The following is a 20,836-nucleotide window of genomic DNA, read 5'->3' as shown; positions in this document are numbered from 1 at the left end:
TTTTGGGACATCTGACGTCCCAAAATCCACACGGTCCCTCACCGCCGTCGCGACCGCAGCTCCAGCAAGGCTCCGGACAAAGCGAGCGCCCCGGCACAGCAAGCAGCGACGGTCACCACCTGAGCGGCCGAAGAGTGCAGCCAGGTCGTCACCAGCACCGTCTCCACCACCACGGTCGTCCACATCAGCACGGTCACCCGCCGGTCACCGGCGGCGAGACGCGAGAACAGCAGGATCTGCACCAGCGCGAGCATCGAGCCGGCGAGGGCGAACGGCCAGACCGGCATGGTGCTGGTGGCGTAGCCGGAGCCGCCGATGAACGAGAGCAGGCGCGATCCGAAAGCGAAAGAAACCACCAGCACGAAGGCGTCCAGGGCAGCGCAGACGGCCAGGGCGGCGGGCAGGATGCGGCGCCGGTCGTCGCCGTTCGCGAAGCGGGGCAGCACCAGGACGCCGACGGCTTGGGGGAGCCAGTAGGCGATCTTCGTGACGATCGCGCCGAGCGCGTATTCGCCTGCTTCCCCGGCGGGGAGGGTGTGGCGCGCCAGCACGAGGTCGAGATTCACCAGCAGGACCAGCGCCAGCATCGCTTGAGCCGCGTGCAGGACCTCGCCCGCGTGCCAGCCCGCCTTGCGGGGCCGCGGCCGTCCACAGAGGACCCAGCCGCAGAAGATCACCAGGTACGAGCCGATCGCGGTGCCTGCCAGGGCGCCGGTGGCGTCGCCGCCGATCAGCAGGCCGATCAGCGAGCCGCCGACCTTCCCGGCGCCTTCGAGCGACATGAGCCCGGCAAGCCGCGCGAACCGGCCGCCGCCCTGCAGCAGGCCGTGGAAGAGGCCGAGCAGCGTGAGCGGCCCGAGTGTGACGGCGAGCAGCAGCGCGGGCACCACCGAGTCCAGGTGCAGCACGAAGACCAGCACCGGCGCCAGGAGCAGCCCGATGGTCGCGACGATGGCGCTCGTCGTGAGGCCGAGCGCGAGCAGTGTCCCGCTGTCTTGTGGTTTGCGGGCCACCCGCAGCGCGACCACGGTCTGCAGCCCCATCGCGGGCACGACGCCGATCACCAGCACCGCCAGCAGCGAACTCAGTTCGCCGAACGCGCTCGGCGCGAGCAGCCGGGCGGCGACGATGCTCAGCGCGTAGGCGCCGGCGTTGTTCGCGCCCAGCGCGAGCGAGACGAGGACCGCCGCGACACGCTTGTCGGTCCTGGTCCGGTCGACCTCGACGTCTACGCTCAACAGAGCTCCCATTACCGGCGAGTAATCTCGGCGACCATAACCGCGAACGAGGCGGAAAGGGAAGGGCACTTGGACGCACGGCGCGAACGTCCCGTCCTCGCCGCGGTGTCGGCGGGGCTGGCGCTGCTGGTCTTCCTGCCTCTGCTCGGACGCGGTTTCGTCCTGAGCTACGACATGGTGTTCGCCCAGCGTCAGTCGCTGATCCCGGACGCGGTCGGGCTCGGCTCCGCGCTGCCGCGGTCGGTCCCCGCCGACGCCGTGATCGCGCTCGCGACCGCCGTCGTTCCCGGCGACATCGTCCAGAAAACCATTCTGCTGCTTTCATTGTTCGTGGCGGCATACGGCGCAGCGCGGCTGGTCCCGACGGAGCAACTCGGTACGCGGATCGTCGCCGCCACCGGTTACGCGTGGACGGCCTACTTCGCGGAGCGGTTGTTCATCGGGCACTGGCCGCTCCTGCTCACCTACGCCTGCCTCCCGTGGATCGTGCGCGCCGCGCTTTCGTTGCGCCGGAACGAACCGAGGGCGCTCGCGCGGCTGATCCTCGCCTGTGCCCCCGCGATGCTCACCCCACCCGGCGGAGTGCTGGCCGCGCTCACCGCGATCGCCCTGGCCGGACCGCGAAAACTGGGCCACACCCTCGGCCTCGCCGTCGTGCTCAACCTGCCGTGGCTCGTTCCGACGTTCCTGCACGAAGGCGGAACGTTGTCCGATCCCGCCGGGGTGGCCGCGTTCAGCGCCCGCGCGGAAAGCTGGGGCCCGGCCATCCTGAGCGTGCTCGGGCTCGGCGGGATCTGGAACGGCGATGTCGTCCCGGGCAGCCGGGGCGCGCCGATGGCGCCGGTGCTGATCCTCGTCACGGTCGCCGTGGCCTTGGCCGGGCTCCGCCCGCTGGCGCAGAAGTGGGGCACGCCGCCGGCGAGAGCGTTACTGGTGCTGGGAGTTCTCGGTGTCGTGCTCGCCGCGCTGGCGACCCTGCCGTTCGGCGAATCCGTGCTGTCCTGGGCGATGGGACACGTGCCCGGCGCGGGGCTGCTGCGAGATGCACAGAAATGGGTGGCCTGGTGGGCGCTTCCGGTCGCGCTCGGGTTCGCGCTCGCGGTCGAGGCCGCCGCCACACGTCTGCGGACCGGGGCGACGCGTGGGGCGCTCGTCGCGGCCGCCGCGCTCTTTCCCTTGCTCACCATGCCCGATCTCGCCTGGGGCGGCTGGGGAAGGCTCGAAGCGGTGCGCTACCCGGACGACTGGAACGCCGTCCACCGGGTGCTCGCCGAAGACGACCGGCCCGGCGACGTCGTCGCGCTGCCGCTGTCCACGTTCCGGAGTTTCGCCTGGAACGACCACCGGACCCAGCTGGACCCGGCGCCACGAGCACTCCCGGAGACGGTGGTCGTCGACGACACGCTGCGGGTCGGCGGCGAGGAGATCTCCGGCGAGGATTCCAGAATGGACCGTGTCCGCGCGGCGAAGTCGCCGGAAGACCTGTCCGCGGCGGGAATCGGCTGGATCCTCGTCGAACACGGAACACCGGGGCGGGTCGATCCGCGGTTGCTGACCGGCGCGGAACCGGTGTGGTCCGGTGACTGGCTCACGCTTTACCGCACTCCCGGTGAGCCCGCCGTGACCGGGACGCGATCATCGGCGCCCGTGGTGCTGGCAAACGGAGTAGCGCTGGTGTCGATCGCGGCCGCACTGTTGTGCCTCAAGTTACCGGTGCGTACATTGAGCCGACGCAGGAATTCCCTGTCGCGGAAGGAGTAGGTCTTGGGCACCCTCATCGGCGCGGCCGCCGCCGTCATCATCGGGCTCGCAACGGCCGCGGGCGGGAGTTACGCGCTGACGAACACCGCCGATCCGGACGCCGCCCCCCAGGTGCAGGCGAAGATCAAGGAGCAGTTCAACCCGAACTCGAGCCCCGAGCACGTCATTTACGGCAACCGCTGAGCCGGTGTCCGAGCTCGCTTCCGACCACGCCGGCCGGGTCGTCGGGCTCTACGGCGACCCCACCGTTTCCTGGAGCATCCTCCTGGAAGCGAGGCTGTCTTCGGCCCTGACGCCGGAAAAGGCGCGGATGCGGCTGGCGGTCGCGGTTGAGGAACGGCCGTGGCTCGGTGCCGCTCCGGACGTCGAAGCCGTTCGGAGCGAAGAACTCCCGGCGGTCCGCGACCGCTTCGCCGAGGCGGCGTACGAACGCGGCGCCCCGCTGCTCCGGGTCGCCGTCGGCACCGACGAACCGGTCGTGCTGATCGCCGCGCACCACGGCGCGCTCGACGGTCTCGGCCTGCTCGCCGTCCTCGGGCTGGCGCTCGACGTCCCGATTTCGTCCGCCGCCAAGGGAATCGGCGCCCGCACGGCGGACCGGTCCTTTCTCGTCTCGGCCTTCCAGCGGCTCGCTGAAGCACTTTTCGCGCCTCCGGCGAGAATCACCCCGGAGCGAGCCGAAAGCGGCCCTGGGGACGTGTTCAGCGCCAGGATCCTCCCGCGCTCACGGTTCGGGTCCTCCGCCTTCGCCGCGGCCGCCGCCGACCTGACCGAGACGTGGAATGCCCGGCACGGCGAGGAAACCGCGCGCGTGGTGGCCGCGGTCGGCGCGTCGTGGCGAGGCGGAGCCACCCCGGAACCCGTGCACGACAGCGCGTTCTTCCGGTTGCGGCTCGGCAGGAGGCCCACGGTCGCCGAAGTCGGCGCGCTGCTGGCCACGCAGCCGCCGGAGCCCGATTTCCCCGCCCGCAGCAGCCGGATCGCCCGGCTGGGCACCCGGCTGCTGGCGGGCAGGCTCGGTTCGACCTATCTGGTTTCCAACCTCGGCGTCGTTTCGGCGGCGGACGCGGTCACCTCGATCGCGTTCTATCCCGCCGCCAGCGGCCGCTCAGGCGTGGCGTTCGGCGCGGTGACCGTCGGCGAGACGAGCACCGTCACCGTGCGCGCACGCCGCAAGGACTTCGACGACGCCGCCACGGCCGACCTGGCCGACGGGATCGTCGAAGCCCTGCGGCGTCAGGACCCTCGGTTGGGGAATGGCCACCCCGGCCACGTCGCGCACGAGTGACTCGAAGCGGTTCACGCTGTGCTCCCAGTCGAACAGACCGGCCCACGTGACCCCGGCCCGGCCCATTTCGGTCCGCCGCACCCGGTCGGCGAGCAGCCCGTCGACCTGCGCGGTGAAATCGGCGAAGTCGTCGGCCAGCAGTCCGGTCTTGCCCTCCACAATGGACTCGGCCACCCCGCCGGCCGCCCGGTAGGCCACCGAGGGCACCCCGTGCGCGGCGGCCTCCATGATGACGATGCCCCAGCCCTCCTTGACCGACGGGCACAGGTGCAGCCAGGACCGTTCCAGGATCTCGTGTTTCTCGTCCTCGTCCACCCAGCCGTGCAGCCGCACCCGGTCCTCGACGCCCCTGTCGCGGGCGTGCTTGCGCAAGACCTCTTCCCAAGGACCCTGGCCCACGACCTCCAGCTTCAGCGTCGGCCAGCGCCGGGACAGTTCGGCGACGACGTCGATCGCGTGCTCGATCCGCTTGTGCGGCACCAGCCTGCTGACCGCGACCAGCGTCGGTTCGGTCTCCCGTACGGCCTTGCCACGCGGGGGAGTGTCCAATCCGTTGGGCACCACGGTGATCCGCGAGCCCTCGATACCGAGGCCCGCCAGTTCGCCCTTGGTGATCTCGGAAACCGTGACGTAGCGGCAGTGGCGGAACAGCCACGGCGCCAGCCGCGACTCGATCCACCAGCCGATGCGGCCCAGTGTCTCGCCCAGCGCGCTGATCCACTGTTCCTTGTGGACGTGGTGCACCAGCACGAGGACCGGACAGCCCGCGACGAGCCTGGCGAAGAACGGCATCCCGTTCTGCACGTCCACGACGAGGTCGGCGTGCGCCTTCCGGATCGCCCGGAGCGCGTGCGGGTACACGCCGAACTTGTTGCCACGGCGGCGATAGCGGACGCCGTCACGCCATTCCCCGGCGTTGGCGCCCGGGTACGCCGCGCACTGGATCTCGACCCGGTATCCGGCCTTGGCGAGCCCTTCGGCCATCCGCTCGACGTACCGCTCGGAGCCGCCACCCTCCGGATGCCCGGTGTCGCGCCAGTTGACGAGCAGCACACGTGGCCTTTCCATCGTGGTTCTCCCAACCTGTTAGCGACAATGCTAGGTTACCGGTGCGTACACGGTAGATGAATCATTCTCGGAAAGCGATGGTTCGATGGTCGGTAATCGGTCGGTGACCCCAGTGACGATGCCTCATCGCGCCACCTTGCGCAGATCGGTGACGTTGTTCCGGGCTTTTCTCACCGAACAGACGGATCCGGACGGTTTCTACTCGGTGCTCGCCGAGGACTCGGTCCGGCAATTGGCGCAGCACACTCCGTTGAACGGCCGAACCATCGTCGACGTCGGTGGTGGCCCCGGCTATTTCTCCGACGCGTTCCGTGCCGCGGGAGCCACGTATCTGGGCATAGACCCCGACGTCGGCGAGTTGACGGCACGGGGCGAGGCGGGGGAGAACATGGTGCGCGGCAGCGGGACGAAACTCCCCGTGCGTACCGCATCCGTCGATGTCTGCTATTCGTCGAACGTCCTCGAACACGTTTCCGAACCCGAGGTCATGCTGGCCGAGATGTGCCGGGTGACCAAACCCGGCGGAACGATTTTCGCCTCGTTCACGCCGTGGTATTCACCGTGGGGCGGGCACGAGACGGCGCCGTGGCATTTCCTCGGTGGCCACTACGCCCGGCGGCGTTATACCGAAAAGAACGGGAAGGAGCCGAAGAACAAATTCGGCGAGAGTCTTTTCGCCTTTTCGGCAGGCGCGGCCATCCGGTGGGGGAAGGCCGCGCCGCTCGCCGATCTCCAGGAGGTCTACCCGCGCTATCACCCCTCCTGGGCCCAATGGATCGCGCATGTCCCGGGTGTCCGGGAGGTCGCGTCGTGGAATCTGGTGATGGTGCTGCGCAAGCGTCAGTGACGCGAGGGAGCGGGGCGGCGCTTCACGAGAAGGAAGACCCCGAGGGCGAGGAAGACGGCGCCGGAGACCCCGAGCACGATCGGTCCGGTGCTCCCGATGAAGTCGAGCTTGCCCTTGTTCTCGCCGACCTGCTTGACCATCGCGTCGACGGTGGCGTCGGTGAAGGCCAGCTTGCCGTCGAAGACCACCGTGGGGGTGGGGTTGGCGGCCGACCGCAGTTCCTGGTGCGACTGCTGTTCCTGCTTGACCTGGATGCCCGTCACCGGCTCGATCCAGCTCGTGATGGTGCCCTGGTAGAACTGCCCCGCTTCGACGGAATCGCCGGTGGCGCCGATGAGGGAGCCCGGCACCTTCTTCATCGAGATCTTCGTGTCGGGGATCTCCTGGACGAACTTGTAGACCTCGACGCCCTTGATCTCTTCGACGCCCTTGAACCGGGCCTGGACCGCGCGGCCGGTGTTGTCGTCGTAGACCTGGTAGTCCTTCTGCTCGGTGTCGAAGGGGAACTTGAAGTTCAGGCCGGGCTGCGGCTTGTACTCCTGGACCTCTTCAGGCTTCTCGCCCTCCTTCGCGGGCTTCTCCTTGAGCTTGGTGACGAAGCTGCTGTTGTCGGAGCACTTCGACTCCTGGCCGCCGCCCGGCGGTACGTAGCCTTCCGCGGTACGGCGGTCGAAGCAGACCTGGCGCTTGCTCGCGCTGACGACGGTCTGATCGCTGGTGTCGACCACCGACACGGCCATCAGCCACACGGCGACGTCCGTGCCTTCCTGCATCTCCGGCGGCGCGAAGTTCGCCACCACGCGGGCGGTCGCCTTCAGCTTGGCGTCGTCACGGATCTCCGTGACGGTCTTGCCGTCCACCGTCTTCACCGCGAGCACCTTCGACGCGGTGCCTTCGAGGACCGACGTCGATTCCTGGTTCAGCGGCACCTTGGCGAGCTGGGGTTTCACATAGGTCGGCAGCAGCACCGCGCCGGCGACGGCGAACACCCCTAGTGCCAAGAAGATCAGGCTCAACGCTCGACGCAACGGTCCTCCTGGTGAGACACATTACCCATCGGTAATCAGTCGCCAGATACTGGCCCGCGCGCCGGTCGGCGTCAAAGGTGTGACCGACGGTCACAGGCGCGCCATGCGACCGGAAGGTGGTACGGGCGCCCCCATTCGGCGCAGTCCGCCAAACATGTTTGTTCCCCGGAACAACGTGATGGGGACCACCATCGGACGACTTCCGGTGCGTGGAAAGGAACTCTGTGCCGCAGGACCCGAACGATCGTCGCGCGCTGGACATCGGCGCCTACTCGGATTCCATCACCGACATCGAGCTCCGCGACGCCGTCGCCGACGTCGCCGCGCTGCTTTCGTTGCACGGCAACGTGATCCGTGATCTCGACGCCAGGAGGTCACGGTGGCGTCCCGGGCGGCGGTCGCCGCATCCCGACATCGTCCTGTCCGCGGCCGGCCGCCGTCCACAGTGGACGAGATCCGCGAATCCCGAAGTGACGCTGCCGGTCGCCACGACCGCGCGCGGCCGGACACTCGCGGTGCGGCTCACCGCGCGGCCCGGTCTCGGGCACACGCTGCTGGACCTCGCGAGGATCATCGACGCCGACATGGCGCCGGAGAGAAGAGGCTAAGCCTCCGTCAGCCGGACCGCTTCCAGCGCGACGTAGAGTTCGCCGACGTCGACCGGGTCGGACAGGTCGCGCCGGGTCAGTTCCTGCACCCGGCGCAGCCGGTAGCGGACCGTGTTCGGGTGGACGATCAGCCGGTCCGCGGCCTCCTTGGCCGAGCCGTGCCCGGCGAACCACGCGATCAGGGTGTCGAGCAGGACCTGCCGCTCGGCTTGGGGCAGCACCAGCAGCCCGGCCAGCACCGAACGCAGCACGTCCCGCGACATCTCCGGCGCGCTCGCGACCAGTGTGGTGACCGGCGAGTCGCCGAACACGGCGACACCGGCGGCGCCCGCGGCCAGCGAGCGGCGGGCGATCCGGGCCCGGTGGACCGCGTCCGGTACCTCGAGGAATCCGTTGAACGGCCTGCTCATCCCCGCCGCCAGGGGCAGGGTGCCCAGCAGGTCGCGCAGCCGCCGGACGTCCTCGACGCGATCGATCACCACCAGGCCGACCTCGGCGCCCGGCCGCCAGGCCGACTTCCAGCGCCGAGCCCGCAGCAGTGCCTCGACACCGGGCCGTTCCTCCGGCTCGACGGCTTCGGTCACGACGGCGACGAACGTGCCCGCGGCCGGGAGGTCGAGTTCCTTCGCGGCGTTCTCGAGCTCCGGCTGGGTGGCGAACCGGCCCTGCAGCAGACCGTCGAGCAGGGCGAGCTTCTCCTGGGAGAGTTCGGCGGCGACCTCGCTGTACGCGGTGGTCAGCGCGTCGGAGTAGAGGTCGATGGTCTTCCACACGTTGGAGTTGATCTCCACCGTGCGCGCCGGGTTGATGAAGCCGGGGCCCGCCAGTTCCAGCAGGCGCTCGTAGACGAAGATCCCGCCGATCCGGAACGCGCGGAGCACGGACGGCAGCGGGATACCCTGCCTGGCCTGGGCCAGCCCGGTCTTGCGGGCCGCGTCGAGCGGCAGCCCCCGCCCTTCGACGAGCGCCGTCAGCGCCCGCTCGAGATTCGCCCGGCAGACCTTGCGCAACTCGTCCGGCGCGGTGCTGTCCACCTGGTGGTAGAACTCGTCCTCGTCGCTGAGCAGCCGGGCGAGGCGATCACTGAACTCGGGCAGCCGGGTGAGCATCGCCTGCATGAGCACACGCTGCTCCCGGGGTGCGGGAGTAGCGAGAGCTTCGGTGCCCATCCGTCAACTCTAACCCGATGGTGCGGCCGCTTTTTATCACGATGCGACGAAAGGGCGGTTTCACGAGCTGAGCGCGGTTGACAACCTGCGCAGGGTTTCGCGGGCCCGCCGCAGCTCATCGGGGGTGACACCGCTGTCGTCGAGCACGTCCCGGCGCCGGGTTTCACTCGCGTCCCACAGTCGTCGCAGCAGTCGTTCGCCCTCGGGGGTGATGGCGTACAAGGCCGAGCGCCGATGAACGGGATTGGGCCGCGCGCACAGTTCGCCGGCCTCGGTGAGGTCGTCCACGACGCGCTGGACGGCTTGGCGGACCTGGCCGAGCCGTCGCGCGATGGCGGGGACGGCCAGCGGTTCTTCGGACACCGTGCTCAGCACGTGCCAGCGGGCGACCGTCGTGCCCTCTCCGGCGGCCTCCCGTTCGCTGATCCGGCGGCTCACCCCGGCCAGTTCGTAGACGGCGGCGATCAGCAACCGGTAGTCGTGGACGAGCTCGCTCATAGTTGACAGCATACTGTCAAAGTGCCCATTCTGGCCGCATGGACGTCACCGAACGGATCGCCGCCGTGTTCACCGCCGCCGGGCCGCGCCCCGAGCTCGCCGCCCGGCTCAGTGTGTTCGAGCCGCTGATCGGCAGCTGGGACCTGGTGGTGCACAACCACGCCGAGGACGGGAGTGTCCGGACCGTCGACGGCGAATGGCATTTCGGCTGGGCGCTGGACGGCCGTGCGCTCGCCGACGTGTGGATCAGCCCGGCCAGGGCGAGCAGGACCGGCGGCGTGGACGGGGAGTGGGGGATGAGCCTGCGCTTCTACGACGAGAAGATCGGCGCGTTCCGGTCGACCTGGCTCGGTCCCGGCAACGGCTGGGTGATCCCGTTCCTCGGCAAGCCGACGGAGGACGGCTTCGAAATCGAGGCGGACACCGGCGGCGTCCGGCGCCGGTGGATCTTCTCCGAACTGACCGCCACGAGTTTCTCCTGGCGGGCGGAGGAAACGCTGCCGGACGAGGACCCCTTCGTCCGGCAGCGTTTCGAGGCCACTCGTGCGGTCAGTGGTTGATCTTGAACCACGGCTGCGACCAGCCGAGATAGGTGTAGCCCCAGGTGTTCTTGATCTCCGCGATGGTGGTCTCGGTGAAGCTGCCGGGGCCGTGGATGTCATTCGACAGGAACTTGCCGCCGCCGATGGAGAACATCGCGTGCCCGGTACCGCCGTTGCTGAAGAAGGCGAGCCCGCCCGCGGGGACCTGGGTGTCACCGGGGTGCTTGAACGAACCGGGGATCTGGGTCCAGTGGACGTAGGCCGTCTCCGAACCGCTCGCGTTCCAGCCGTAGGCCCACGCGTTGATCCGGTCGCACCAGCGGTAGTAGTCGGGGTCGTTGTGGGTGTGCACGTGCGCCTTCGCCCACGCGATGGCTTCGGCGCAGGTCCGCGGGTTGCCGGTGCCGGCGGTGGAGCAGGAGAGGGTGCTGCCGGCACAGTCGGGGGCGACCCGGCCGTCCGAACCGGTGTAGACGTAGGCGTCGCTGATGTAGCCGCCCTTCGACGGCACGTAGTCCCAGATGTCGGTGGTGCCGTACTTCCCGGTCACCGTCGAGCCGTTCGTCTGGCAGTCGATGGTGACGGCGGTGCCGCTCGCGACGGTGCCGACCGAACTCGCGCTGGTGCTCGGGCTCGACCGCACGGTCACCGCCGCACCGGAATCGGTGTTCACCGTGCCCGTCGCCGCGAGCGCCTGGCCCGCGCCGCCGAGCATGATCGCCCCGGCCAGCGCGATCGTGCCCGCCGCGCCCACCATGCCTCTGGCGATCCTCGATCGGATCTTCATCTGTGTCCTCCCGTGGTTTCCCCGAATAGGGAGCCAGGATGGAGGAACGCCGTACAAGGCCCGTACAAGAAGCGGAACGTCCTAAGTGGACTTTTCTATACCGGGACGAGCTCCGGTTCCGCGACTTGCCCGATGAGCGGGACATCACTCGCGTGCCGGGTGTTCCGCTCGGTGAGCAGGACCCGCAACCGGGCGAGCGCCCGGAACTGGGCCGCGCGGACCGCTCCCGCGCTCGGCAGGCCGAGCCGTTCCGCCGTCTCCTCGGCCGACAGCCCGAACACGAACCGCAGCGCGAGCACCTGCCGATGTGGCATGGGCAATCGCGCCAGCAGGACCCCGGCCTGCAACCGGTGCTCCAGCCGTTCGATCTCGTCCGGGTCGCGGCGCGCCCACGCCGTCAGTCCGTCGCCGATCTCGGGCACGCAGGAGACCGGTTCGCGGGAACGGCGCCGGTGCAGGTCGGCCACCTTGTGCCCGGCGATCCCGAGGACGAACGCGAGGAACCGGTCCGGGCGGTACCGGTAGCGGGGCAAGGCGATCAGCACCGCCTGCAACACCTCCTGTGCGCAGTCCTGTGCGTCGCAGGCACCCGTTCCGGCGCTTCCGAGCCTGCTGGCGCAGTAGCGGAACACATGCGGGGAAAGGAAACGGGTCAGGTCCCGGAGCGCGTCCGGGTCACCGGCCACGGCCGCCCGGACCAACCTGCTGTCCGGGTTGGGCAGCCGTCCCGCCGTGGCGGCGGCACGGGAGTCCGCGGGTACCGTCGAGGGCGCTACCTCGTCCAAGTCTGCACTCCTGGTTCGGGGGAACTGGCCGCCAAGGTGCGCCCGTCATCGGGGGCTGGGACTTCGTGCGCGGTTGTCCAGCTTGCCGTTCCGTGCAGGGGATGTCCATACGACGGTCCGGAAGTCATCCGAACCGCGCAATGTCTATTGTGGACTGTTACCTTTCGGCGCCGTGAGGCAGGACAACACCGGCGGATAGGCGGTGGTGTCGGTGCTGAGAAGATCCGCCGTCCAGACCACGCAGTGCGCGAGCACCCGGATCCGCTGATCGAGATCGGCGTTCCCGCAGGCTTGCCCGATCTGGTCGGCGCAGGTGTCCCGGTCGTCGCGGACGCTGGCGGCGATGGCCCGGACGATCGCGGCCACTCCCGGCTCGAGGCGGTCGGGCCGGACCGTCATGCCCGCGTGATCCCGAAGACGCAGGGTGAACGGTTCACCGATCCGCAGCGAACGACGACGATCCTTGGCCGCCAAGGAGAACGTGTCGACCAGCCGGCCGACGACGTCGTCGAGCGCCGGTTTTCGCCGGCTGGAGGTGGCAATGGAGACCAGTGCGGACGCGAGTCGGTCGGCTTCACCCGATCTGGTGAGCGAAAGGAGATCACGCGCCACGGTGGGTGCGCGTTCGACGGTCGGTTTCATGGCGGCCCCTCGTTCGGTATGCCGCCTCCCGATACCCCTCCGAGTGACGACCAAACCCGAACGGCGGTCGATTGCCACCTGTGGGGGTGCGGGTTGAGCCGTTCGGCTCAAGCCGATGGGCTCGCTCCGACGCGCAGGTAGCCGCTTACGGCGGCGACCACCTGATCCGCGTGAGACGGCTCGAGGTTTCGCACCCACGCCCGGAGCGCTTCGAGAAAACCGGCGAGATCTCGGTGCACGCCCTGGAGAAGGCCGGGGAGATCGTGACGCCGGATCTCCAGCCGTCGTCCTTCGGGGGACTCCCAGTCCTCGTCGTCCACGTCCGGCCAGAACCGGATGATGTCGCCGTCGAACTCGACCATCGTCCCCGGTCCGTGACCGAGGTCGGGCACGTTCCCGTCCGGCATCCCGTGCCAGTCCGGCCAGTCGGTCAGGTCACAGCAGCAACCTGGAGTCACGGCGATTCCCTCGGCTTCGAGCAGCAGACCCCCGGGGAGGAAGAGGGTTTCGAGCCGGATCAGCTCGTCGAACGCGGCCCCGACGTCGGGCCGGGTGAGCTCGCCGCTCGTGCTGTGCCCGAGCAGCGAGAGCACGACCGCCCCGACGTCGTCGGACGACATCTCGCGGCGCAGGGGAATCCACTCGCCGTCGGGGCTGCGGAACGGCCACAGATCGAACGACGAATAGCCGGGCGGCAAGGATTCCACCACTGGAAAGAGCCTGGGCACGCGGCGACGATACGGGGCGGGCCCGGCAGGCGCCACGGCGTTTTAAGGGACTCGCCCCCGGCCTAGCGTGTCAGCAGGTCGCGAAGCGCCTTCGCCACCTCCGACGGCGACTCTTCGGCCATGAAGTGACCCGACGTGACCGTCCGGTGGTCCAGGTCCGTCGCCCACGCCCGCCAGAGCGCGGCGGCGTCGTAGCCGAGCACGGCGCCCCAGTCCTGCTGGAGCACGGTGAGCGGCATGGCGAGCCGGTTGCCCGCCGCGCGGTCCGCCTCGTCGTGCTCGACGTCGATGCCCGCCGACGCGCGGTAATCGGCGACGATCGAGGGCACCGCGTTCCGTGACGCTTCGAGGTACGCGGCGCGGACATCGGCGGGGATCGCGTCGCCGTCGCGCGTCCACGCGTCGAGGAAGTGACCGAAGAACGCGTCCGGCGCGCCCGCGATCAGCTGTTCCGGCAGTCCTGGCGGCTGGGCCATCAGGTACAGGTGGAAGCCGACCGCGGCGCCGGCGCCGTGCAGCACGTCCCACATGTCCAGCGTCGGCAGCACGTCGAGGATCGCGAGATGGCTCACCTTGTCCGGGTGGTCGAGCCCGGCCCGGATGGCCACGAGCGCGCCCCGGTCGTGCCCGGCGAGGGCGAACCGGTCGTGGCCGAAGGCCTTCGCGACGGCGACGACGTCGGCCGCCATCGACCGCTTCGAGTAGGTCTCGCCGGTGTCGGCCGGCTTGTCGCTTTCGCCGTATCCTCGCAGGTCAGGGCAGAGGACGGTGTGGTCGGCCGCCAGATCCGCCGCGACGTGCCGCCACATGAGATGGGTCTGGGGGAAGCCGTGCAGGAGCACGATCGGGCTGCCCGTCCCGGCGACGGCGACGTCGAGTGCCACGCCGTCCGCCACGGGGACGCGCTGGTAGTCGAATCCGGTGATGCGCATGGGTACCTTCCTTGGTCGTTCCGTGATGACCACCAGCGTTCCCGGCCCGAATCAGCACCCGGTCAGCGACGACCGAGCGGCCAGGGCACGATGATCACCGTCGGTGAAGGAGGTGACGATGCGGTTCGGGGTACTCGGCCCGCTCGTGGCCGAGGACGGGCGAGGCGAGGTGGGGCTCAAGGGCCCTCGGCACCGCGCGGTGCTGGCCAGGCTGCTGATCGCCCGCGGCCGGGTCGTGCCGGTGGAACGCCTGGTCGACGACCTGTGGGAACGCCCGCCCGAGGGCGCGGTCGGCGCGGTCCAGACCTTCGTCGGTGCCCTGCGCCGCGCGCTGGAACCGGATCGCGCGCCCCGTGAGCCCGCGCGGCTGCTCGTCACGGTCGCCCGCGGCTACGCCCTGCGCGCGGATTCCGTCGACGCGTGGGATTTCGAGGCCGCCGTCGCCACGGCCCGTGAGCTCCTCGACGCCCGCCGGGCGGACGCTGCACTGTCTCAAGTGGACACCGCGCTCGCGCTGTGGCGCGGTCCCGCGTACGCCGAGTTCGCCGGGGAAGGCTGGGCGCTCGGCGAGGTCTCCCGGCTGACCGAACTCCGGTTGCTGGCGGGCGAACTCCGTGCCGAGGCCCTTCTCGCACTCGGCCGGGCCGCCGAGGTGATCCCCGAGCTGGAGCCACGGGTACGCGAATATCCCTTGCGGGAGAACGGTTCCCGGCTGCTGGCACTGGCGCTCTACCGCTCCGGACGGCAAGGCGAGGCCCTGGCGGTGTTGCGCGCGACGCGAGAACGGCTCGCCGACGAACTCGGCATCGATCCCGGCGCGGGCCTGCGGGACCTGGAAGCCGACATCCTCGCGCAAGCGCCCCGGCTGGCGCCGTCCGTGCCCGAGGTCCCCGAGCGGCCGCTGATCGGGCGGGACGCGGAACTGGCCAGGCTCGAAGAAGCCTCGGCGGGGTCGCGGCTCGTGCTCGTGTCGGGTGAGGCGGGGGTGGGGAAGACCGCGCTGGCCGAGGCGTTCTCCGCCCGTCTCGCCCTGCGAGGCTGGACCACGGCCTGGGGAAGCAACCCCGACGACGAGGGCGCGCCGCCCGCCTACGCCTGGACCCGGATCCTCGCCACCCTCGCCGACGCCGGGTACGGAGCGCCACCGACGGCGGATCCGGCGACCGAAGATCCCCTCGCCGCGCGCTGGCGATGGCACCGGGCGGTCGCTTCCTACCTGTCCGGCGCCGCACCCTTGCTGCTCGTCCTCGACGACCTGCACTGGGCGGGCGAGGAGACGCTGGCGCTGCTGGCCGCGGTGCTGAGCGAGCCGGTGCTGATCGTCGCGACCTATCGCGGCACCGATCCGCCCGCCCGGTTGACGGACTTCCTCGGCCGGGCCGCTCGTCACGAGCCGGCGCGGATCTATCTCGGCGGGCTGCCCGAGACCGAGATCGCCGCGCTGGTCAGAGCCACGACCGGGGAAGACGTCGAGCCGGAGACCGCCGCGGTGCTTTATCGGCGCAGCGGCGGGAACGCGTTCTTCGTCCGTGAACTCGCCCGGCTGCTGGCCGACGAGGGGCCCGCCGCCTTGGCCGCGGTGCCGCCGGGAGTCCGCGACGTCGTCCGGCACCGGGTGGACGCGTTACCAGAAGAGGTCCGCGGAGTGGTCCGGCGCGCGGCGGTGCTCGGCACGGACGTCGATCTGGACGTACTCGAGGCGCTGGCGGGGGAAACCGCGCTCGACGCGGTGGAGATCGCGGCCAGGCAAGGAATCCTGGCCGAACGGGCGCCGAACCGGTTCCGGTTCGCGCACGCGCTCGTCCGCGACACGCTCTACCACGACCTCTCCCGTTCGCGACGGGCCCGCGAGCACGGCGGGATCGCCGAGGCGCTGGAACGGCTTCGCCCGGACGACGTCGACGCGCTGGCATACCACTTCCTGCTGTCGGAGGAGCATGGCGACCGGGCCGCACGGTACGCGCGAGCGGCCGCGGAACGTGCCGAAAGTCGTTTCGCCCCAACGGAAGCGGCACGGCTCTGGGAGGCGGCGCTCACCGCGTACGACCGCTCCGGCGGTTCCGACCCGGAGAGGCGGCTGGAGCTGATCATGGGCCTGGCCCGTGCTTCGGCCGTCGCCGGTGGCCTCGGCCGGTCCCGGCGGTATCGGGCCGAAGCGTTGGAACTGGCGGAAAAGCTGGACGATCCGCTGCTGACCGCACGGACGATCGGCGCCTTCGACGTTCCCGCCAGCTGGACCGAGAGCGACGACAGGGAGCTCGCTTCCCGGATCGCGGGCGCCGTCGAGCGGACCTTGGCCGCCCTACCGCGGGATCGGCGGGCCGAACGGTGCCGCCTGCTGGCCACCCTCGCCGTCGAACTGCGCAACGCGGGCGGACAGCGGGCTCGCGAGGCGGCCAGGGAAGCCGAGGCACTCGCTCGCGAGCTCGAAGACCCGGCACTGCTCGCGTTCGCGCTCAACGCCCGGTTCCTGCAGTCCTTCGACCGTGCGGGGCTCGCCCCCGAGCGGGCCGCGATCGGCACCGAACTGGTCGATCTCGCCTCACGGCACGGGCTGGTGACGTTCGAGGTGCTCGGACATCTCGTGCTCCTGCAGGCGAACAGCGCGCTCGCGGAGTTCGCCACCGCGGATCGGCACGCCGCGTCGGCCGACGAGCTCGGCGAGAAGTACGGGCTGCCGCTCGTCGGCGTGTTCACCCGGTGGTATCGCGCGATGCGGACCGCGATGACCGGCCCCGGTGGGGAAGCGGCCTATCGTGCCGCGGCGGCGGGGCTCGCCGGAACGGCCATGTCCGGAGTGGACAACGGGATCCTCGCGCTCGCCCTGTTCTGCGACCGGCTCCAGCGAGGTTTGCCACCGCGAGCGCTGGAGGAGAGCTACGGCGCCTACGAAAGCTGGTGCCGTCCGCCCCTCCCGATCCCGGATTCGCCCCGGGACCTGCTGTTCGAGGCCCGCACCTGTCTGCACGCGGTGGTCGCGATCGAACTCGGCGACCGGGCGGCGATGGAACGCCTGTACGCCGACCTGTTGCCCGCCGAGGACGAGATCGCCGGTGCCGGGAGCGGGATGCTCACCCTCCGCCCGGTCGCCCATTACCTCGGTGACCTGGCCACGGCTCTCGGCAGGCCGGAGGCCGCCGCCGGGCACTACCGGAAGGCGCGGGCCGTCGCGGTGAAAGCCGGTTCACCGCATTGGGATTAGCTCACTGCTCCCGCATCGCGCGGCGGATCTCGGCCAGCTTGTCCTTCGCGGCCTTGTCGCGGTCGGCGATCTTCTTGTCCAGCGAAGCGACGTCTTCCTTGCCGCCGAGGCCCGCGAGTTCGGTCGAGCCCAGCGAGGTCGTGTAGCGCTGCTCGATCCGGTCTCGCACGTGGTCGAACGAGGGCACGCCGCTCTCGCTGTAATCCGGCTCCGGGACCTCGACGGGCGCCGTCGGGGACTCTTCGACGATCTCGGCGTCGAGGATTTCCTTGTCCGGGTCGTTCTCGGTCATCGTCCACTCCGTCCTGCGTGCCACGGCACGGCTTCGGTCATCAACCCGAGCATGCCCGAAACCAGCCGCATCTGGTCGACCGTGCGGATGTCGGCCTCGACCAGCCGCGGCGAGCAGACCACGATCGCGAGCGCCTGCGCCCGCGAAAGTGCCACGTTGAGCCGGTTCCGGGAGAGCAGGAAGTCCAGGCCACGTGGCAGATCGACGGCCGACGACGAGGTCATCGTGGTGATCACCACCGGCGCCTCCTGCCCCTGGAACCGGTCCACCGTGCCCACCCGCACGCCGGGATGCCCCGCCTCGTCCAGCGCGCGGGCGACGACCCGGGCCTGCAGGTTGTACGGCGCCACGACCAGGATGTCCTCGTCGCCGAGCGGCCGGGGCTCGCCGTGATCGGTCCAGGCGCGGCCGTGGAGTTCGGCGACGAGGGCGGTCACCGCCTCCGCCTCCTCGACCGACCGCGTCGTGTTGCCGTGGTGGTCGACCTCGGCGAGGTACAGGCCCGCTTCGACGCCGTCGATCGCCCGCTCGGCCGCCGACGGATGCGAGTGCAGACGGCCCGCGTAGGACAGCCGTGACACCGGCGCGCACACGGCCGGATGCATCCGCCGGGTCTCGTCGAGGAAGTACCCGAGTTCGGCCGGGATGATGTCCGCCTCGCCGATCAGGTGCCCGAGCGCGGACGCCTCGGCGCCGGCGGGATGCGTGCCCTGCACGACCTGCGGCAGCTGCTGCGGATCGCCCAGCAGCAGGAGATTCTTGGCGCACATCGACACCGCGAGCGCGTCGGCCAGGGCGAACTGGCCCGCCTCGTCGATGATCAGCAGGTCGAAGGGCTCTTCCCGGATCGCGGCGTTCGCGAACGTCCAGGCGGTGCCGCCGACCAGATGACCGGTGTCGTGCTCCTCACGCCACTTCACCAGCGCGGGGTTGGTCTTCGGCTGCTCCCACGGCGCGGCCGGATCCGGGGTGCGCTTGGCGCGTTTCGCGCACGGCAGATCCGGCGCGTTCTTCAGCGCGGCGGACAGCACGTTCTCCACGGCCTTGTGACTGGTCGAGGTGACGGCGATCGTCTTGCCCGCGCGCACGAGTTTCGCGATCAGCCTGCCCGCCAGATAGGTCTTGCCCGCGCCCGGCGGGCCTTGGACGGCCAGCGTGGAGCCGTCGAGCGCCTCGACTGCTTCGATCACCGTGGTCACCAGGTCGGCCCCCGGTTCGGGCAAGGTCTTGTCGTCGCGAAGCCGGGGTGTCGTGCGCCGGAGCAGATCGACGCCGGGATGCGCGGGCAGCGCCGGCAGGCCGTCGACGACGAGGCGGGCGAGGTCCGCGACGGCGTCGTCCTTGGGGGAGGGGCGGACCGGGCTCCCGGGCAGCACCGCGACCGGCCGGTCGGCGGTGGTCTCGTCGGGCGCGCAGCTTTCTTCGAGGGTCAGTTCGACGGCGGTGGCCGAGACGACCTTGGCGTCGCGCGCGGCCGCGCCGTAGCGCAGGCGGACGTCGTCGCCGGGGGCGAAGGGATGCGGGCGGTCCGGGTCGCAGCGGAGCACGAGTGAGCGCTTCGCCTTGCGGACCCGGCCCGACGGCGGGACCCATTCCCCGGCTTCCAGCGAGATCGGGACGGTGCAGGCGTTGTCGGTCTCCAGGTCACCGAGCGGGGCGGCCAGCTGACGGAAGTACTCCCACCACGCCGGATTCGTCTCGCGGCGGTGGTAACCGACCGACGCGGCCAGCAGCGCGCGGGCGCGATCCTCGCCGGTGAACTCGGCCGGATCGTCGGGCAGCCCGTCCAGCAGCGGATCGACCAGCGCGGCCAGCTGTGCCGCGCGTTCGGCGCGTTTCTGGGCCGCGACGTCCTCTTCGCTCTGGCGCAGCAGAGCGTCCACATCGGACTCTTCGGGCGGCTCGGCGAGCGCGATCCCTTCGTCCACGCGGATCTTGTGGAGGAACTCGAACAGCCGCAGCGTGGAGACGCAGTCGTATTCGTTGTAGTCGCTGATCCCGCGCAGCACCTCGTCGGCGTGCTCGGTCTCGCCGGAGGCGGTGAGCGTCAGGTACTCCTCGTAGGCCTCGATGCTCGACACCGCCGTCTTGACGTCGCCGTCGCGTGCCTCGGGCATGTAGAGCGGTTCGAGATACTTGATCGAGTACGACCGCTGCGAGACCCGGAGTGCCTTGCGCACCACGGAATACAGGTCCACCAGACCGCCGCTGCGCAGCAGATGGTCGACGGCGTCCTCACGGGTCCCGTGCACGGCGGCGAGCCGTTTGATCGCGGTGACCTCGTAGGGCGCGTAGTGGTAGACGTGCGAGCCGGGATGCTCGGCGAGCCTCGCGGTGGCGAAGTCGACGAACTCTTCGAAGGCCCGCTTCTCCTGCGACCGGTTGTGCGCCCAGAACGGGGTGAACTTCGTGCCGCCGTCAGCGGTCACGGCGCCGAAGAGGTATTCGAGCCCTTCGCCGGCCAGCGCGTACGGATCGCCCTCCATGTCGAAAAAGACGTCGCCGGGCGCGGGTGGCGGCAGTTCGGCCAGCGCGTCCGGATCGATGATCTCGTAGGCGATCTGCCCGGTTTCGTCCTGCCGGACCTGGATCGCGGCCTGGGCGCGCAGCGTGGTGAACGACGTCGTCGAGATGTCGCGCGGTCGGTCTTCCGGTGCGGCGGCCGCGAGCGCGTCGATGGTGCCGAGTCCCGCCGCGACGAGCTTGCGCCGCTGATCGCCGCGCATCCCCGCGACCAGCGAAAGGTCGCGGTCGGCTTCGCGGGCGCTCGCGCAGTGCGCGGCGAAGGAGCAGCCGGCGCACGCGGGCCGCTCGTCGGCCCAGAGCTGGACCGGCAAGGTGGGCGGCCGGTTCCGCAGCCGGGCGCGGAGCCGGTCCACCAACGGGAGGAAGTCGTCGACGCGGAACGAGCGCGTGCTGTGATCGCCCAGCAACAGGTGCATTTGCGGACCTGCGGGCCAGCCGGCCCGGCGCAGGGCGTCGGCGTACGCGGTCAGCTGGACGACGGCGGCGGGCTTCGCGTGCCGGGCCAGCTTCGTGTCGTAGACCTCGTAGCGGCCTTCGTCGTCCCGCATCAGGAAGTCGGCCCGGCCGGAGAACTCGCCGTCGTGGAAGACCGCCTGGTAGATCACCGGAGCACCGGCCCGAAGCGCTTCTTCGGTGGCCTTCGCGGCGACGGCCGGATCGCGTTCGTCGATCTCGACGACGGCGCTCCGCTCGCCCCGCAGCTTGTCCAGCGTCGCGACCTCGTGCGCGCGCCCGTGCGTGACCGCGAGCTGATCCGGCCCGGACCCCGGCCGCGGCGCGCCCGGCAGGCCGGCGGCCAGCGCCTGGTTGAGGAGGCTGCGGTGCTCGCATTCGAGCAGGTCGGCGAGATCGGACGGGGTGTACATCGCCCGGGAGTCTTACATGGACTCCGGCC

At 70.4% G+C, this 20,836-nt stretch carries 18 protein-coding genes; 6 read left to right on the top strand and 12 right to left on the bottom strand.

All coding sequences use genetic code 11. The annotated features are described in order from the left end of the window. Window positions 1–38: 38 nt before the first annotated feature. Window positions 39–1,238, bottom strand: a complete 1,200-nt coding sequence (locus tag DMC61_RS29200; protein WP_125693008.1) for a lipopolysaccharide biosynthesis protein — start codon at window positions 1,236–1,238, stop codon at window positions 39–41. A 69-nt stretch (window positions 1,239–1,307) separates the two neighbouring features. On the opposite strand from DMC61_RS29200, the gene DMC61_RS29195 reads away from it, so the two are divergent. Together DMC61_RS29195 and DMC61_RS29190 are read left to right on the top strand one after the other, a co-directional pair. Continuing rightward, window positions 1,308–2,999 (top strand): hypothetical protein, encoded by a 1,692-nt coding sequence (locus DMC61_RS29195; protein WP_125693006.1) that lies wholly within the window; start codon window positions 1,308–1,310, stop codon window positions 2,997–2,999. A 3-nt stretch (window positions 3,000–3,002) separates the two neighbouring features. Next, a complete protein-coding gene (locus DMC61_RS29190; protein ID WP_016335312.1) occupies window positions 3,003–3,182 on the top strand; it encodes a hypothetical protein in 180 nt (59 codons plus the stop codon). Window positions 3,183–4,107: 925 nt separating this feature from the next. Here the strand turns inward: DMC61_RS29190 and DMC61_RS29180 are convergent. Next, the gene (locus DMC61_RS29180; protein ID WP_125693151.1) at window positions 4,108–5,340 is read right to left on the bottom strand and encodes a glycosyltransferase family 4 protein; all 1,233 of its coding nucleotides are present in this window, start codon (window positions 5,338–5,340) and stop codon (window positions 4,108–4,110) included. A 163-nt stretch (window positions 5,341–5,503) separates the two neighbouring features. On the opposite strand from DMC61_RS29180, the gene DMC61_RS29175 reads away from it, so the two are divergent. Then, the gene (locus tag DMC61_RS29175; RefSeq protein ID WP_125693149.1) at window positions 5,504–6,202 is read left to right on the top strand and encodes a class I SAM-dependent methyltransferase; all 699 of its coding nucleotides are present in this window, start codon (window positions 5,504–5,506) and stop codon (window positions 6,200–6,202) included. Here DMC61_RS29175 and DMC61_RS29170 read toward each other — a convergent pair. Next, window positions 6,196–7,230, bottom strand: a complete 1,035-nt coding sequence (locus DMC61_RS29170) for a DUF3068 domain-containing protein (protein WP_158634145.1) — start codon at window positions 7,228–7,230, stop codon at window positions 6,196–6,198. The two genes, DMC61_RS29175 and DMC61_RS29170, sit on opposite strands and share 7 nt — an antisense overlap. A gap of 224 nt (window positions 7,231–7,454) precedes the next feature. Here DMC61_RS29170 and DMC61_RS29165 point away from each other — a divergent pair, with 224 nt between their 5' ends. Beyond that, window positions 7,455–7,838, top strand: coding sequence for a hypothetical protein (locus tag DMC61_RS29165; RefSeq protein WP_016335307.1), 384 nt, complete (start codon window positions 7,455–7,457; stop codon window positions 7,836–7,838). On the opposite strand, the gene DMC61_RS29160 is transcribed toward DMC61_RS29165, so the two are convergent. Continuing rightward, window positions 7,835–9,007: a CdaR family transcriptional regulator gene (locus tag DMC61_RS29160; RefSeq protein ID WP_125693004.1), complete on the bottom strand. Its 1,173-nt coding sequence runs from the start codon at window positions 9,005–9,007 to the stop codon at window positions 7,835–7,837. The two genes, DMC61_RS29165 and DMC61_RS29160, sit on opposite strands and share 4 nt — an antisense overlap. 60 nt (window positions 9,008–9,067) lie before the next feature. Further along, window positions 9,068–9,505, bottom strand: coding sequence for a MarR family winged helix-turn-helix transcriptional regulator (locus DMC61_RS29155; protein WP_125693002.1), 438 nt, complete (start codon window positions 9,503–9,505; stop codon window positions 9,068–9,070). Window positions 9,506–9,543: 38 nt separating this feature from the next. Between DMC61_RS29155 and DMC61_RS29150 the strand changes: the two genes are divergently transcribed. Beyond that, the gene (locus DMC61_RS29150; RefSeq protein WP_125693000.1) at window positions 9,544–10,065 is read left to right on the top strand and encodes a hypothetical protein; all 522 of its coding nucleotides are present in this window, start codon (window positions 9,544–9,546) and stop codon (window positions 10,063–10,065) included. On the opposite strand, the gene DMC61_RS29145 is transcribed toward DMC61_RS29150, so the two are convergent. The 5 genes from DMC61_RS29145 to DMC61_RS29125 all read right to left on the bottom strand — a co-directional run bounded on the left by DMC61_RS29145 (window position 10,055) and on the right by DMC61_RS29125 (window position 13,921). Next, window positions 10,055–10,834: a hypothetical protein gene (locus DMC61_RS29145; RefSeq protein ID WP_016335303.1), complete on the bottom strand. Its 780-nt coding sequence runs from the start codon at window positions 10,832–10,834 to the stop codon at window positions 10,055–10,057. The genes DMC61_RS29150 and DMC61_RS29145 overlap by 11 nt on opposite strands. 95 nt (window positions 10,835–10,929) lie before the next feature. Beyond that, window positions 10,930–11,619 carry a sigma-70 family RNA polymerase sigma factor gene (locus tag DMC61_RS29140; protein WP_125692998.1) on the bottom strand — a complete coding sequence of 230 codons (690 nt, stop codon included), beginning with the start codon at window positions 11,617–11,619 and terminating at the stop codon, window positions 10,930–10,932. A gap of 144 nt (window positions 11,620–11,763) precedes the next feature. Then, window positions 11,764–12,261, bottom strand: a complete 498-nt coding sequence (locus tag DMC61_RS29135; protein ID WP_125692996.1) for a hypothetical protein — start codon at window positions 12,259–12,261, stop codon at window positions 11,764–11,766. 107 nt (window positions 12,262–12,368) lie between these two features. Then, window positions 12,369–12,989 (bottom strand): hypothetical protein, encoded by a 621-nt coding sequence (locus tag DMC61_RS29130; RefSeq protein WP_125692994.1) that lies wholly within the window; start codon window positions 12,987–12,989, stop codon window positions 12,369–12,371. A gap of 62 nt (window positions 12,990–13,051) precedes the next feature. After that, window positions 13,052–13,921, bottom strand: a complete 870-nt coding sequence (locus DMC61_RS29125) for an alpha/beta fold hydrolase (RefSeq protein WP_125692992.1) — start codon at window positions 13,919–13,921, stop codon at window positions 13,052–13,054. 118 nt (window positions 13,922–14,039) lie between these two features. Between DMC61_RS29125 and DMC61_RS29120 the strand changes: the two genes are divergently transcribed. Further along, a complete protein-coding gene (locus tag DMC61_RS29120) occupies window positions 14,040–17,123 on the top strand; it encodes a BTAD domain-containing putative transcriptional regulator (RefSeq protein ID WP_125692990.1) in 3,084 nt (1,027 codons plus the stop codon). A 1-nt stretch (window position 17,124) separates the two neighbouring features. Here DMC61_RS29120 and DMC61_RS29115 read toward each other — a convergent pair whose 3' ends face one another. Together DMC61_RS29115 and DMC61_RS29110 are read right to left on the bottom strand one after the other, a co-directional pair. Beyond that, window positions 17,125–17,415 (bottom strand): hypothetical protein, encoded by a 291-nt coding sequence (locus tag DMC61_RS29115; protein WP_072026510.1) that lies wholly within the window; start codon window positions 17,413–17,415, stop codon window positions 17,125–17,127. Continuing rightward, window positions 17,412–20,807: a TM0106 family RecB-like putative nuclease gene (locus DMC61_RS29110; RefSeq protein WP_125692988.1), complete on the bottom strand. Its 3,396-nt coding sequence runs from the start codon at window positions 20,805–20,807 to the stop codon at window positions 17,412–17,414. The genes DMC61_RS29115 and DMC61_RS29110 overlap by 4 nt, the downstream gene beginning before the upstream one ends. Window positions 20,808–20,836: the final 29 nt, after the last annotated feature.

This window comes from Amycolatopsis sp. WAC 04169 (assembly GCF_003947535.1).
GTDB classification, from domain to species: Bacteria; Actinomycetota; Actinomycetes; order Mycobacteriales; family Pseudonocardiaceae; genus Amycolatopsis; species Amycolatopsis keratiniphila.
This window is presented reverse-complemented; position numbering and strand designations above follow the sequence as displayed.

Coding starts and splice junctions, on each gene's coding strand:
- DMC61_RS29120 (WP_125692990.1), top strand. CDS start 14,040: ATGCGGTTCGGGGTACTCGGCCCGCTCGTGGCCGAGGACGGGCGAGGC.
- DMC61_RS29150 (WP_125693000.1), top strand. CDS start 9,544: ATGGACGTCACCGAACGGATCGCCGCCGTGTTCACCGCCGCCGGGCCG.
- DMC61_RS29115 (WP_072026510.1), bottom strand. CDS start 17,415: ATGACCGAGAACGACCCGGACAAGGAAATCCTCGACGCCGAGATCGTC.
- DMC61_RS29145 (WP_016335303.1), bottom strand. CDS start 10,834: ATGAAGATCCGATCGAGGATCGCCAGAGGCATGGTGGGCGCGGCGGGC.
- DMC61_RS29110 (WP_125692988.1), bottom strand. CDS start 20,807: ATGTACACCCCGTCCGATCTCGCCGACCTGCTCGAATGCGAGCACCGC.
- DMC61_RS29125 (WP_125692992.1), bottom strand. CDS start 13,921: ATGCGCATCACCGGATTCGACTACCAGCGCGTCCCCGTGGCGGACGGC.
- DMC61_RS29160 (WP_125693004.1), bottom strand. CDS start 9,007: ATGGGCACCGAAGCTCTCGCTACTCCCGCACCCCGGGAGCAGCGTGTG.
- DMC61_RS29155 (WP_125693002.1), bottom strand. CDS start 9,505: ATGAGCGAGCTCGTCCACGACTACCGGTTGCTGATCGCCGCCGTCTAC.
- DMC61_RS29135 (WP_125692996.1), bottom strand. CDS start 12,261: ATGAAACCGACCGTCGAACGCGCACCCACCGTGGCGCGTGATCTCCTT.